Origin of the sequence: Citrobacter sp. Cm046, assembly GCF_030333065.1 — a bacterium.
GTDB classification, from domain to species: Bacteria; Pseudomonadota; Gammaproteobacteria; order Enterobacterales; family Enterobacteriaceae; genus Citrobacter; species Citrobacter murliniae.
Genome location: NZ_JAOWGP010000007.1, coordinates 107,317 through 120,930 on the forward strand (window position 1 = coordinate 107,317; position 13,614 = coordinate 120,930).

At 52.1% G+C, this 13,614-nt stretch carries 14 protein-coding genes and 1 pseudogene; 3 read left to right on the plus strand and 12 right to left on the minus strand.

Going from position 1 to position 13,614, the window contains the following annotated elements; translation table 11 throughout:
- Positions 1 to 27 precede the first annotated feature (27 nt).
- On the plus strand, positions 28 to 2,280 hold the full coding sequence (locus OGX98_RS00520; RefSeq protein WP_286594688.1) for a hybrid sensor histidine kinase/response regulator: 2,253 nt from the start codon (positions 28 to 30) through the stop codon (positions 2,278 to 2,280).
- On the opposite strand, the gene alsK is transcribed toward OGX98_RS00520, so the two are convergent.
- The 6 genes from alsK to OGX98_RS00550 form a co-directional block, all read right to left on the minus strand.
- The gene (gene alsK / locus OGX98_RS00525; protein ID WP_286594690.1) at positions 2,246 to 3,190 is read right to left on the minus strand and encodes an allose kinase; all 945 of its coding nucleotides are present in this window, start codon (positions 3,188 to 3,190) and stop codon (positions 2,246 to 2,248) included. The genes OGX98_RS00520 and alsK overlap by 35 nt on opposite strands.
- Positions 3,174 to 3,869: a D-allulose-6-phosphate 3-epimerase gene (gene alsE, locus OGX98_RS00530; RefSeq protein WP_286492195.1), complete on the minus strand. Its 696-nt coding sequence runs from the start codon at positions 3,867 to 3,869 to the stop codon at positions 3,174 to 3,176. Before alsE ends, alsK begins: the two co-directional genes overlap by 17 nt.
- A 10-nt stretch (positions 3,870 to 3,879) precedes the next feature.
- Positions 3,880 to 4,860, minus strand: a complete 981-nt coding sequence (gene alsC / locus OGX98_RS00535) for a D-allose ABC transporter permease (RefSeq protein ID WP_284097313.1) — start codon at positions 4,858 to 4,860, stop codon at positions 3,880 to 3,882.
- Positions 4,839 to 6,371 (minus strand): D-allose ABC transporter ATP-binding protein AlsA, encoded by a 1,533-nt coding sequence (alsA, locus tag OGX98_RS00540; RefSeq protein WP_284097314.1) that lies wholly within the window; start codon positions 6,369 to 6,371, stop codon positions 4,839 to 4,841. Before alsA ends, alsC begins: the two co-directional genes overlap by 22 nt.
- A 203-nt stretch (positions 6,372 to 6,574) precedes the next feature.
- On the minus strand, positions 6,575 to 7,510 hold the full coding sequence (gene alsB / locus OGX98_RS00545) for a D-allose transporter substrate-binding protein (RefSeq protein WP_284097326.1): 936 nt from the start codon (positions 7,508 to 7,510) through the stop codon (positions 6,575 to 6,577).
- 119 nt (positions 7,511 to 7,629) lie between these two features.
- Positions 7,630 to 8,520, minus strand: coding sequence for a MurR/RpiR family transcriptional regulator (locus tag OGX98_RS00550; RefSeq protein WP_284097315.1), 891 nt, complete (start codon positions 8,518 to 8,520; stop codon positions 7,630 to 7,632).
- 358 nt (positions 8,521 to 8,878) lie between these two features.
- On the opposite strand from OGX98_RS00550, the gene rpiB reads away from it, so the two are divergent.
- Positions 8,879 to 9,328, plus strand: a complete 450-nt coding sequence (gene rpiB, locus OGX98_RS00555; RefSeq protein ID WP_284097316.1) for a bifunctional allose-6-phosphate isomerase/ribose-5-phosphate isomerase RpiB — start codon at positions 8,879 to 8,881, stop codon at positions 9,326 to 9,328.
- 69 nt (positions 9,329 to 9,397) lie between these two features.
- Entirely contained in the window at positions 9,398 to 9,748 is a 351-nt protein-coding gene (gene yjdP / locus OGX98_RS00560; protein ID WP_286594691.1) for a DDRRRQL repeat protein YjdP, read from the plus strand.
- A 31-nt stretch (positions 9,749 to 9,779) separates the two neighbouring features.
- On the opposite strand, the pseudogene cbrB reads toward yjdP, so the two are convergent.
- The 6 genes and pseudogenes from cbrB to phnL form a co-directional block, all read right to left on the minus strand.
- Positions 9,780 to 9,983: pseudogene (gene cbrB, locus OGX98_RS24025) on the minus strand (inner membrane protein CbrB); the annotation flags it as partial.
- A gap of 69 nt (positions 9,984 to 10,052) precedes the next feature.
- Positions 10,053 to 10,811, minus strand: coding sequence for a phosphonate metabolism protein PhnP (gene phnP, locus OGX98_RS00565; RefSeq protein ID WP_286594692.1), 759 nt, complete (start codon positions 10,809 to 10,811; stop codon positions 10,053 to 10,055).
- Positions 10,812 to 10,819: 8 nt separating this feature from the next.
- A complete protein-coding gene (gene phnO, locus OGX98_RS00570; RefSeq protein WP_048222386.1) occupies positions 10,820 to 11,254 on the minus strand; it encodes an aminoalkylphosphonate N-acetyltransferase in 435 nt (144 codons plus the stop codon).
- The gene (phnN, locus tag OGX98_RS00575; protein ID WP_045438712.1) at positions 11,241 to 11,795 is read right to left on the minus strand and encodes a ribose 1,5-bisphosphokinase; all 555 of its coding nucleotides are present in this window, start codon (positions 11,793 to 11,795) and stop codon (positions 11,241 to 11,243) included. Before phnN ends, phnO begins: the two co-directional genes overlap by 14 nt.
- Before the next feature lie 2 nt (positions 11,796 to 11,797).
- Positions 11,798 to 12,934, minus strand: a complete 1,137-nt coding sequence (phnM, locus tag OGX98_RS00580) for an alpha-D-ribose 1-methylphosphonate 5-triphosphate diphosphatase (protein WP_045438720.1) — start codon at positions 12,932 to 12,934, stop codon at positions 11,798 to 11,800.
- Entirely contained in the window at positions 12,931 to 13,611 is a 681-nt protein-coding gene (gene phnL / locus OGX98_RS00585) for a phosphonate C-P lyase system protein PhnL (protein ID WP_045438722.1), read from the minus strand. The genes phnM and phnL overlap by 4 nt, the downstream gene beginning before the upstream one ends.
- Positions 13,612 to 13,614 lie beyond the last annotated feature (3 nt).

A 13,614-nucleotide genomic window follows, 5' to 3' on the forward strand; every position in this document is an offset into this window, starting at 1 on the left:
TTGCGATTTTTCTTCATGGAGCGTGATATGCCGCAACCCGGACGTCACTTTTTCGCCAGTGCGCGCGGGCGACTGCTGTTCTTTAACCTGCTGGTGGTCGCGGTCACGCTGATGGTGAGTGGCGTTGCGGTGCTGGGTTTTCAGCATGCCAGTCAGATTCAGGAACAGGTGCAACAGCAAACCGTAGACGATATGACCGGTAGCATGAATCTGGCGCGCGATACAGCAAACGTGGCAACGGCGGCGGTGCGGCTCTCGCAAGTGGTGGGGGCGCTGGAATACAAAGGTGAAGCGGAGCGGTTACAGGAGACCCAGCGGGCGCTAAAACATTCGCTGGAACAACTGGCCAGCGCACCGCTGGCACAGCAGGAACCGGAGTTGGTTGGACGAATTATTCAACGCAGCAATGAGTTGCAAAGCAGTGTGGAAGGCATGTTACAGCGCGGTCAGTTACGACATCTGGAACGTAACGCATTGCTCAGTTCGCTGTACCAGAATCAAAGTTACTTACGCCATCTGCAAAAACTCACCGATGGGCAGGATGACGTGCTGCTGGGGCAAATGGATCGCTTGATCGTCGCCGCTATCGAAACGCCAACGCCGCGATCGGTGATCAAACAGCTGGACGATGTAATGCCTGCGTTGCCACTGCACAATGCCAGCCTGTTGATTAACCGTATTCTCAACGACTTCAATCAGGAGCTACATAAGCTTGAACCGCTTTCGTCAGCGCTGGAACAGAGCGATCTGGCGATCAACTGGTATATGTTTCATATCAAAGCGCTGGTAGCGATCCTCAACAGTGATATCAACCAGTATGTCTCACAGGTGGCGATTATCTCTGAACAGCGGGTGGCACAGAGCCATCATGAATTGCAGTCCGGCGTGCTGTTTATCATGATCTTTGCGCTGCTGGCGGTGGTGATCACGGGTTTTGCCGGCTGGTATATCTACCGTAATCTTGGCTCCAACCTGACGGCTATCTCGCGTGCGATGACCCGGCTGGCGCATGGTGAATCAGACGTTAGTGTTCCTGCCCTGCAACGGCGCGATGAGCTGGGAGAGCTGGCGCGTGCTTTTAGCGTTTTTGCGCGTAACACGGCTTCGCTTGAGCACACCACCCGGTTGCTGAAAGAAAAAACCACGCAAATGGAAATCGATCGAACCGAACGTCAGGGCCTTGAAGAAGCACTGTTGCACAGCCAAAAGCTGAAGGCGGTGGGGCAACTGACCGGCGGGTTAGCGCATGATTTCAATAACCTGCTGGCGGTGATTATCGGCAGTCTGGATCTGGTTAATCCGGATTCTCCCGATGCGCCGCGTATCAACCGGGCGCTCAAAGCGGCGGAGCGCGGCGCACTACTCACCCAACGGCTATTAGCCTTTTCGCGTAAACAATCTTTGCATCCGCATGCGGTAGAGCTGAAAACGTTGCTGGAGAATCTGGGTGAGTTGATGCGCCACTCGTTACCCGCCACGCTGACGCTGGAGATTGAAGCCCAGACGCCCGCCTGGCCGGCGTGGATTGACGTCAGTCAACTGGAGAATGCTATCATTAATCTGGTCATGAACGCCCGTGATGCGATGGAAGGGCAGGCGGGCACGATTAAAATTCGCAGCTGGAATCAGCGGGTGACGCGCAGCGATGGACGCAGGCAGGACATGGTGATGCTGGAGGTTGCCGACCAGGGTAGCGGCATGTCGCAGGAGATCAAAGCACAGGTCTTTGAACCGTTTTTCACTACCAAACAGACCGGCAGCGGCAGCGGGCTGGGGTTGTCGATGGTATACGGATTTGTGCGCCAGTCCGGCGGTCGCGTCGAGATTGAAAGCGCGCCAGGGCAGGGAACTACCGTCAGGTTACAGCTTCCTCGCGCGATTGTGCCGGTGCAGATTCAGGTGGAACCGATAACGGAACACGCCACAACCCGCGGCGAAAAACTGGTTCTGGTACTCGAAGATGAGGCCGACGTGCGCCAGACGTTGTGCGAGCAGCTACACCTGCTGGGCTATCTGACGCTGGAGGCATCCAACGGCGAACAGGCGATGCATATGCTGGCGTCGTCATCTGAGATTGATATTTTTATCAGTGACTTAATGTTACCTGGTGGCTTAAGCGGGGTGGATGTGGTTAACCACGCGCTGAAGCATTATCCGCAGTTGACCATCCTGCTGATCAGCGGCCAGGATTTACGCCCGGCGCACAACCCAGCGCTACCGGACGTAGCGTTATTGCGTAAACCTTTTACTCGTGTGCAACTGGCGCAAGCACTGCGTTAGATTGTGATAAAAAAAGATAATGGGCCAGTGTCGCCGCGCCCTGAGCGCCATTGAAGGCAGAAGACGAGGCTGCGATGAAACGCACGGCCTGATATGGCAGTGGACGGCGCAGGTAATTTTGGGTCATGGCAATCAGCGTCTCGCGTGGGAAGGCGGGCATATCCATCACGCCTCCTCCCAGAATCACTGCATCGGGATCGAACAGATTAATGCTGGTAGCAATTGCCCGTGCAGCGTTTTCCAGTAGATCCTGGACGAAGGAGGCGTTGCCAGCATAAACAAACAGTTCACTCAGCGCATAATCTCGGGGATGTTGTTCATACCAACGTCTTAGTGCTAGTCCGGAGCAGACAGTTTCCAGACACCCTGAGTTGCCGCAGGCGCAGCGTTGGTTCATATCGCCTTGGGGAATATGACCCAGTTCTCCTGCCACGCCGTGCGCTCCGGTCCAGGGGGCTCCGTTCATCCACACCGCAAAGCCCATTCCGGTACCGAGATAGGCAGCCAGAACCTGCTGCTGCGTGAGGCAATTTTCTACTACATCCCAGGACAGTTGCAGGTTGACGTCGCGGGAAAACTCCACAGGGCAGTCCAGCACCTCTTCCAGTTTACCCGCGAGCCCCTGTAGTTCTTCCTGCGCCAATGGCAGGTTAGGCGTAGAAATAATGGTGCGCTTATCTTTGCTGACTAACGCCGGAAACCCCATCACCAGACCGCGGCAGCGAACTTCAAAGTGCCTAAGTTGCTCGTTGAGCATTCCGGCGATACCTGACACGATGCCGGAAGCAATCACCTCTGCGGTACGTTTTTTTTCACAGTGTAGAGTTTCACCCTCTGCTGTCCGCAGGCAAAAACGGATATGGGTTGCCCCCATATCCACGCCCGCTACAACGTTACGCTGTTTTTGCATGAGGCTGTACCTCGTTTTTCGCAGTCAGGATCTGCGCAGCCATCACTTTCCACGCATCGTCTATATTCTCCGCATGGTTGAATAGCCCGGAGGTGCCGACGATAAAGACATCCGCACCAGCTGACATAAGTTTTTTGTAGGTCGCCTGGTTGCATGAACCATCCACCTCGATTTCGTACTCTAGACCCTCTCGTTCACGCCATGCCTTCAGTTCGGCAATTTTATCCAGCATTTCAGGGATGAATGGTTGTCCGGCAAAGCCGGGATCGACTGTCATGACCGTAATTTTATCGGCCTTATGGATATAGTATTTCATTGCCTCAACCGGTGTTTCCGGGTTAAGAATCAGCCCCACTTTCATGCCATGACGGCGGATTTCGTCAATCAAGCGGAACGCCTGGCCGTTGATAGTTTCCGGATGAAGGGTAATGAAATCCGCACCAGCGCGCGCCAACTGACTAATGTAATCCTGCGGACGCGTTACCATCAGATGGCAGTCGAGCGGTTTACTCGCCAGTTTTTTAACCTGGCTGACGAAGAACGGTGAGAGCGTTAGATTTGGCACAAAGTGGCCGTCCATAATATCGATGTGAAAGTAATCTGCATGACAGTCGATAAATTCGATTTGTTCTTTAAACTTCAGCAGGTCCATACACATTAAAGAGGGGGAGATTTTCATGATTAATTCCTTACTTACTGATAAGACGGTCAAGGGCGACAGCTGCGATAATTAATCCGCCCATCACCACCAGTTGGTAATAGGTTTGTACCTGCAGAATATTCAGGCCGTTATTGATGGTGCCGATGATTAGGCCGCCAATCACCACAGAGAAAATACGCCCCTTGCCGCCGAAGAAGCTGGTGCCGCCAATGATGGCGCTGGCGATGGCGTAGGTTTCAAAACCCATTCCGGCAAGTGGCTCTGCGGCGCCCAATCGAGCCGTGGAGACGACACCAGCCAATCCCGCACAAACACCGGAGATGATAAACACCACCAGGATGTGAAATTTCACGTCAATCCCGGAATAGAAAGCTGAGTTTTTGTTGCCACCCAGTGCGTAGATGTTGCGCCCGAGACGCATACGAGTTGTTAGAAACCAGAGGATAACAGCGACAATTAACGAGAAGATAACGGGGACGGGTATTCCTATCACGCTGGCGGCAAAGAAGTTCACGAAGTCAAACGAGAAGCCGTATACCGAGTTGGCATCGGAGATGACCAGCGTGATCCCACGGAAAATCGCGTTGGTGCCAAGCGTGATAATAAAGGGGTGCAGACCAGTCCAGTTTACCAGGCAGCCATTAATCGCCCCCAGTGCGCCGCCGACCAGTACACCGCCAATCAGAGCTGCGAGAAACGGATCGACACCAGCTAACATTAGCTTGGCGGTCACCATGCCGGAAAGTGCCAGAATCGCGCCAACCGAGAGGTCGATACCGGCGACAAGAATAGCGAAGAACTCGCCCATGCCGATCAGAACGGTCACGGAACTCTGCACAAAAATTTGGGTAATGTTGTTAGTGGTTAGAAAATATTCTGGCGACAGTGAACCGAAGATGGCGACGATGATCGCCAGGATAAAAAAGGTACCGTATTTATCCCAGAACAGCGCAAAGTTGAAGGGTTTCTTCTCGCTCGCTTCGTCTTTTACTCTTGAGGTAATGCCCATGCCATAATCTCCTCTTCGCTCATGTCATCGCGGTTGGTCAGGATTTGCGTCAGTCGTCCTTCGCAGAACACGGCGATGCGGTCGCAGACGGCGATAATTTCAGGAAGTTCAGATGACACCATCAGGAGGACTTTCCCGTCGTCCGCCAGTTGGCGCATCACCTTGTAAATTTCGGCTTTTGCGCCTACGTCGATACCGCGGGTAGGCTCATCGAAAATGATCACTTCCGGGTGACAGCACAGCCATTTGGAGATCAGTACTTTCTGCTGGTTACCGCCGGAGAGTTCGGTAATGTTCTGGTTTACCGAGTGGCACTTCAGTGCGAGCAGTTCGCGCTGAGATTCAGCAGTACGTTGCTCGTCACCTTCATGAAACAGACCCATCGCGCCTTTATAGCCGCCGCCTTTAAGACTGCGGCTGATAGCCATGTTCTGAGCGATAGAGAAGTTGGGGAAAAAGCCGTTATCCCGGCGGCTTTCAGTTATGTAGGCCATCCCCTTTTTTACGGCATCCAGTGGTGAACGTGGAGAGATGGCTTTGCCGTTAAGACGGATCTCACCGCCAGCGCGTTTATCAACGCCAAACAGGCAATCCATCAGTTCGGTACGTCCGGAACCGACCAGCCCAGCGAAGCCTAATATTTCTCCCCGGCTGACGCTAAATGAGATATCCCGGACCTTTTTTCTGTCACGACTGGTGACATTCTGCACCTCAAATACCGTATCGCGCTCAAGGTTGCCGGTGCTCTCCTTCATCACGTTAAATCGGTTTTGCAGTTCGCGGCCTACCATCAGACGAACGATATCGTCATTTGACACATCGCTCACCATGCCACTGCAAACGCTACTCCCGTCTTTCATCACCGTATAGCGGTCGCAAATGCGGCGAATTTCCGCCAGCTTATGTGAGATGTAGACGATGGCAGTGCCTTCTTTACGCAACTGACTCATGATCAGAAATAGATAGTCCACCTCTTTATTGGTGAGTGAGGAGGTGGGTTCATCCATGATGATTACTTTGGCGTCGAGCATCAGCGTCTTGGCGATTTCTAGCATCTGTTTATAGCTAATAGATAAGTTCGCCACTTTCTCATCTAAATCGACTTTCAAGCCCACGCGTAATAACATCATGGCGGCGCGCACGCGCATTTCTCGCCAGTCGATAACATTCATGCCGCAGACTTTTTTCGTCAGATGACGACCGATATATAAATTCTCCAATACCGTTAATTCATCAATGACGCTGAGTTCCTGATAAATAATTCCAATGCCGAGTTTTGCTGCTAATTTGTGATCCAGTTTGTCATAGTTAATGTCATTAATGGTAATGGTACCTTTTGTCGGTTCGTGTATTCCCGACAACACTTTCATCAGCGTGGATTTACCGGCACCATTTTCCCCTAATAAGGCGTGTATTTCATAAGGGTAGACAGTTAAATCAACCGATTTTAATGCGTGAACCGGACCAAAGGATTTGCCGATCCCCACCATCGATATATATGGCGTGACCATAAATGCTCTCTTTTACACTTCATCCTTTTAGTTGCCTCTCAATTGCCGCCTCGACGCATCTCGGATGATTATGTGTAAGCAAAATGTTGGCTGAATCAGTAAGCCGGATAAAGCGCTTTCGCGTCGCCATCCGGCACAAAAGTCGAATCATTGCCTGATGGCGCTACACTTATCAGGCCTACAAATGACCTTTTACGTCAATTTTATTTTGTGATCAGAATAGAATCGACCAGCTTAAATTCCGGTGCTTTATCCAGCGGGATAATGTTGCCTGATTTCGCGGTATCAACCATCAGCTTAAGCCCAGTCGCACCGATATCCGCTGGGTTCTGGGCAACAGTCGCCGTCATTTGTCCAGCTTCCACCATCTTGCGGGCTTCAGGAATACCATCAGTACCGACTACCAGCACTTTTCCTGTTTTTCCAGCGTTTGCGACGGCTTGAGCAACCCCCATAGCCATCGTGTCATTCGCGCAATAGATCGCTTTGATATTCGGATTACGCTGCAGAACATTAGTGGCGACATCCAGTGCTTTAATCCGGTCCCAGTCGGCGGGTTGACTAGCAACCAGTTTAATCTGGCTTGCTTTTTTGAAGGTTTCGGTAGCACCATTACGACGCGCTTCGCCGGAGGCGTTACCAGCTTTACCCTCAATAATTGCTACTTCACCACCTTCAGCACCTAGCTTATCAATAATGAATGTCGCACCTTTCGCCCCGACGGCAACATTATCGGTGGTGACAAAACCTTCAACATTACCGCCCGCTTTTTGCAGATTATCCATATCAATTTTTTCATCGAGATTGACCAGATAAATCCCTTTCTTCCATGCACGGGCTACGGGCATTACCAGGTTCACCGAGGACAAGGGGGCAAAGGCAATCCCCTTGTAATTTTTATTACTTAGGTCTTCGAATAACTGCAGTTGAGACTGAAAATCGCCCTCTGAAGGTGAAGCAAAAATATCGACGCTGACGCCCAGCGTTTTTGCTTCATCCTCAATTCCTTTTTTCATATCCACCCAGAAAGGATTAGAGAGAGTTTTTAATACGACAGCATATTCGGCGGCGGCAAAAACGCTGGTTGACAACATTAGGCCTATAGCAGCACCGCTGAAATATTTCAGATATTTATTCATAATAGTAATCTCAGTGTAGGGTGTTGCTTCCATGAATTCGTCATACTTCAAGTTGCAGATGCGTTGTCTTTCCTGCAAATCGAATTATTTAGAGAATATAAATGGAAGCAACTAACATTTTATTTCAGCGCGCCTGGTGAGAAAAAATTAACAATTGCGCCGGTTTTTTGCATATTAACGGTTGCCTGTTCAATATTGAGTTGTGCTACTGAAACAAAAAATGCGTCTAATAATGTAAGTTGCAATATACGTGCCGAAGCATTACGCCCTAATAAAGGTGTCTCCGGTGCTGGCGAGCAAATAATATAGTCAGCCAGTTTAGCAATTGGCGAATGGTAGCTGTGAGTGATACAGATAATTTTTGCACCGTTCTTTTTAGCCAACTCGACAGCCGCTTTGACATCGCTGGTTCGCCCTGAATGAGTGACGACCAGAACCACATCACCTTCTTTCAAGAGCGAGGCAGACATCATCATGATGTGCGCATCGGGATAGGTCTGACAGCGTATGCCAATGCGTAAAAATTTATGTTGTACGTCAGCGCAGATAGCATTCGATCCACCCGCGCCATACAAATCGCGCTGTTTTGCCTGATAGAAAAAGCGTGCGGCACGGTGGATCTCATCGACATTGACGATCGACTGTCCTTCCATAATGGTGCGCAAGGTAATGTTAAATACCTTATTTACCACGTCCTGCGGTGCTTCATCAAAGGCCAGCTCGGCAGGCAACACCTGCTCAGACTGAGAAAAATAGTCCTCGAGCGCACTGCGTAAGTTGCGAAAGCCGCTGAACCCCAGCAGCTTCGATACTTTAACAATCATGGCTTCAGATACTGCCAGCGCTTCCGCAACATCTTTAATCGCGGGGGCGCAACTCAGGTTCCCCGGCTTGAGTAACCACTCCACGATCCGGCTTTCGTTCTCGGTCATCCCTTCCTGCTTCATACGCAGGTAAGGCGCAAGCCCGATACCGTTTGGAAGCGCTGAATCAAACTCTGACTGGCTCATTACGTTCTCTTGTCCTTGAAATGAAGACGTCACTATATCACCACAGCAACGACAGAAAAGATGTCGAGCGCTTCACAAAATAATTAAATTTATAAAGTTTTTGTTTCTGTGAAAAAACAGAACGCATTTAAAACATCGGCTTAGTTTAATGTCATTAAAAACAGGTGATTACTTTAAAGTGATGTTCTTTTATCGTCAGTATGGCGGGAAAGGGGGCGCATTAAGCGCTATTGCATTGCTGAATGTATGTGTGTAGAACAGGCCAGTAAGACGTTTTAGGTTGATAATTGACGCTTTTTATTGCATTTAAATCACAGAAAATATTTTTTTGTGAAGTTTTAAGGATGGCGGAACATCTATGAAAAAGATTGCATTTGGCTGTGATCATGTCGGTTTTATCCTTAAATCGGATATTTTTAAACATTTGGCGCAGCGCGGTATTGAAGTGATTGATAAGGGGACATATTCGTCCGAGCGTACTGATTATCCACGCTACGCCAGCGAAGTGGCGCAGGCGGTGGTTACCGGAGAGGTCGATGGCGGGATTCTGATTTGTGGTACAGGCGTCGGTATTTCAATAACGGCGAACAAGTTTGCCGGGATCCGTGCGGTTGTCTGTAGCGAACCCTACTCGGCACAACTCTCGCGGCAGCATAATGACTCTAATGTACTGGCGTTTGGTTCGCGAGTGGTAGGACTGGAATTGGCGAAAATGATTGTGGACGCTTGGCTGGATGCAGTGTTCGAAGGAGGACGTCATCAACAACGCGTTGAGACAATTATGGCGATAGAGCGGCGGAGGAATTGAGAATCCTCCGCTACTTGTGTGACAGTGCTTTGATTACCGTGGAGCGAGTTTCTCTTCAGGGCTGGTTTTATGAAACGCTCCACGACACTCTTTTTATTCAGTCTACTGATGCTGACCACCATTTCGGCACAGGCGGATATTATCGATGACGCCATCGGCAATATTCAACGTGCCGTCAGCGATGCCTATAAACCTGAAAATAATCGGGATTACGACGATTCTCGTGATGAAAGCTGGCAGCGCCAGATGAGCGACGATCGTCGCAGGCAGTATGATAACCGCCGTCGCCAGTTTGAAGACCGCCGTCGCCAGTTTGAAGACCGTCGTCGTCAGTTAGACGACCGCCAGCGTCAGCTCGATCAGGAACGGCGTCAGCTTGAAGATGAAGAGCGCAGAATGGAAGAGGACTACGATCGTTAACGCCCCATTCACCTTTTTTCGCGACGATGATTCCCGTCAGTAGCGCGGGAATCGCACCGATTATCCATGTCAGCGTAATAAACAGCGAAAACATGTGCAGAATGTCGGCCAGCAGGCGCATGGCTGAATCAGACGTTATGCACATCAGACCGATAATGGTTAACAGCATGCCGATAAACGGCCCCAGCAGCGTGAACCAACTGGCGTGGTGGATGATACGTCGTGTTCGGGTCATGCGATTCCCTTCAAATTGAACAATGTGCAGGGAGCATAGGCCTGGAGTGTGAAGCGCGCGTGAAGTGGGCTAATCCAGCACAATTTCCATCCCGTCATATCCGGCCTCCATCCCTTTTGGTAATGGATTTTCCATCATCCATGCGTCGAACTGGTGGCTGATGTGAGTCAGGATCACCCTCGGGCAGCGAATCAGCTCATTGAGTGCCATTACGGTGTTGAGATCGCAATGATTACGCGGCGGTTCGGTGCGCGGGGCATGGTTACAATCGATGACGATTGCCTGAGGTTGATTGTTGATCAGGAATTTCAACGTCTTGTCAGGCAGCCCGGCGGTGTCGGAGAGCCACGCCAGGCGACTGTGCGCGGTTTCCAGCAGATAACCAAACGTCAGTTTTGAGTGGTTAAGCGGCAATGGAGTAACCTGTAAGCCCTGGAGATCAAAGACCACAAACGGTTCGACCGTATGGCTAAAATCGAGAATGCCGGGATGCTTAAACAGATCGTCACAGCCCTGTTTATCCGGCGGTCCGTACACCGGGATGGTCTTGCCTACACCCCAGCGCAGCGGAAACAGCCCCTGAACATGATCCATATGGTAATGGGTGAGCAGAAATTGCCGGAAACTGCCTGCGGGCCAGTCATCCATCAGGTGTGGGATCCCCGCGTCCAGCAGCGTCACCGAATCATTGAACCTGACCACCCCGCTACAGGGGCGACGACGGTATTGTGTCTGTATACGTGCCCGTTGGCAGGCTGCACAGTCGCAGCCAAAAACCGGTACTAACTGGGCACCGCCCGTTCCCGTCAGCGTGATGGTCAGACTCATAGCTCTCCCTACAACGGCTTGGTGAAGCGGTAATGGCTTTGTACATAGCCTTCACGCAGATAAAAACGGTGTGCGTCGTGGCGTTGAACACTGGTGGAAAGCTCGGTCATTTCTGCGCCAGCCTCACGTGCTGTCGCTTCAGCCCAGGCCAGCAATTGACTGCCTACTTTTAGCCCTCGCGCCTGTGGCATTACAACTAATTCCTGAATTTCACCGATCCAGTTGGCGTGGTGCAGGTGAAACTGTAAGTGCAGACCAATCATCCCGACGACTTGTCCGTCCAATAGCGCCAGTTGGTAGCGCATATTGTGGTCCTGCAGATTTGCGGCATACCCGGCGCTAAATGCCTGGTGGTCAAATTTGCCCTGCTTTAGTTCGCAAATAAGCGCGTAAACCGAATCAACATCGTACAGCGTGGCGCGGCGTAATTCACAGACAGACATGTTTCTTCTCCTTGCGTCCCATCAGTGTGAGCAATGTATCGACTGACTGTAGCAAACTTCCATCGTTATTGAGGACATGGCAGTCAAACGGCGTGTAGCGTGCTGCGCGTTCGAGGCGGGCGGCGATTTCCATTGCGCTCTCCCGCCCGCGCATCTGCAGGCGCTGGCGCAAAATCTCTGGAGAAACCTGTAAGCAAATGGGCAAAAGCGAGGTGCCATAGCGCGTTTGCGCCTGTGCCAGATGGGCGCGCGATCCGTTGACGACGACATCGAAACCGGCGTGCAGCCAGAGGTCGATCTCCACGCCCACGCCGTAGTATAGGCCGTTGGCATGCCAGCTCAGCGCCAGCAGATTCTGCCCGGCGCGGGTAAAAAACTCTTGTTCACTGAGGGCGATATGATTTTCATTCCCGGCGTTAGCGGCTCGGGTAATGTAGCGGTGCGCCACCAGTAACTGCGTATGTTCCTGCTGGCGGAGTGCCGCCAGCAAACTGTCCTTACCTGAGCCGGATGGCCCCATCAGCCAGATCAGTTTTCCCATAGTCAGAACACCCTTTTCCCCTGACGCCAGACGTGATCGATATGGATGTGATCGCCCTTACGGTGTGCCAGCACCAGATCCGCACGCTTACCTTCAGCAATAACGCCACGATCGTTGAGATTCAGCGCTTGTGCCGGGTTGCGGGTGACCAGCCGGATTGCCTGCGATAGCGTAAAGCGGTTGGCTTCGTCATCGGCAACACGAAAGGCAGCATCGAGCAGGCTGGCGGGGTAGTAATCAGAAGAGAGGATATCCAGCAGGCCTAATTCTGCCAGCTTATGTGCCGCCACGTTGCCTGAGTGGGAACCACCGCGCACGATGTTTGGCGCTCCCATCAGCACATTCATACCATGCTGGCGTGAGGCTTCTGCGGCCTCAAACGTGGTGGGAAATTCGGCAATAACGCTGCCAAGCTGATGCGATTCCAGCACATGTTCATGCGTCGCGTCATCGTGGCTTGCCAGCGCAATCTGACGTTCGCGGCACATCTGCGCAATGGCTGAGCGGTTGGGCTGCGACCAGCGTGCCGCCAGTGCCACTTGTTCCTCTTCATAAAGAGCCATCTGCGCATCGGTGAGTGAATATTTGCCCTGATAATACTCGCGGTACTTCTCGCGGTTGGCAAATTGACGCTGACCCGGCGAGTGGTCCATCAGCGAAACCAGAGTTACCGGTTCGCGACCGACCAGCTTTTCAAACAGCGGCAGGGTGGTGTGATGCGGCAACTCACAGCGCAAATGCAGGCGGTGTTCAGCGCGATTGACCCCGCGTTTTTGTGTCTCTTCCACCGCGTTAATCATCTTCTCCAGGTTTTCCAGACGGTCGCCGCCGTCACGCACATCGCCAATGGCAACGGCATCCAGCACGGTCGTGATACCACTGGCGACCATCAGCGCGTCGTGGCTGCTCATTGCCGAATGGGCGGGCCAGTCCACCTTCGGGCGGGGGGTGAAGAATTTATCCAGATTATCGGTATGCAGTTCGATCAGTCCCGGCAACAGCCAACCGCCTTCACCGTCCAGCGCTTGCGGAAGACGGCTCTGGCCTTCGGCAACAGCGCGGATAACCCCGTCCTGTATTTCCAGCGATCCCTGCACCACTTCATTTTCCAGCACCAGCTTTACATTGTTGATAATCATGCTGTTGTTCCCATCAGGTGCAGGCGATCCGCTACGCGGTCGCGCACGGTTTGATCGTGAAAAATGCCGACAATTGCCGCGCCGCGGGCTTTCGCTTCTTCAATCAGTGCGACGACGGCGGCGCTGTTTTTGGCATCCAGTGAGGCAGTGGGCTCATCGAGCAGCAGAATGGGGTAATCAACGATAAACCCGCGAGCAATGTTGACGCGCTGCTGTTCACCGCCGGAAAACGTCGACGGTGCAAGATGCCACAGCCGCTCCGGGACATTCAGGCGAGTGAGCAGATTCGCCGCTTTGGCAGCGCATTCCTCGCGAGAAACCCCCAGATCAAGCAGAGGCTGCATTACGACATCCAGCGCGGAAATCCTTGGGATCACACGCAGAAACTGGCTCACCCAGCCGATGGTTGCGCGACGGACTTCCAGTACTTTGCGTGCCGGAGCCTGCACCAGATCCACCCATTCATCACTGTGGCGAATGTGGATGTGCCCTTCATCCGGCAGATAGTTGGCGTACAGCGACCGCAGCAGCGTTGATTTTCCGCTACCGGAATGGCCGTGAAGTACCACGCATTCCCCGTTTTTAACTTCCAGAGTGGCGTTTTGCAGCACCGGCAGACGTACACCGTTTTGCTGGTGGAGTACAAAAGTCTTACTGACATTTTCAACGCGAATCATGTT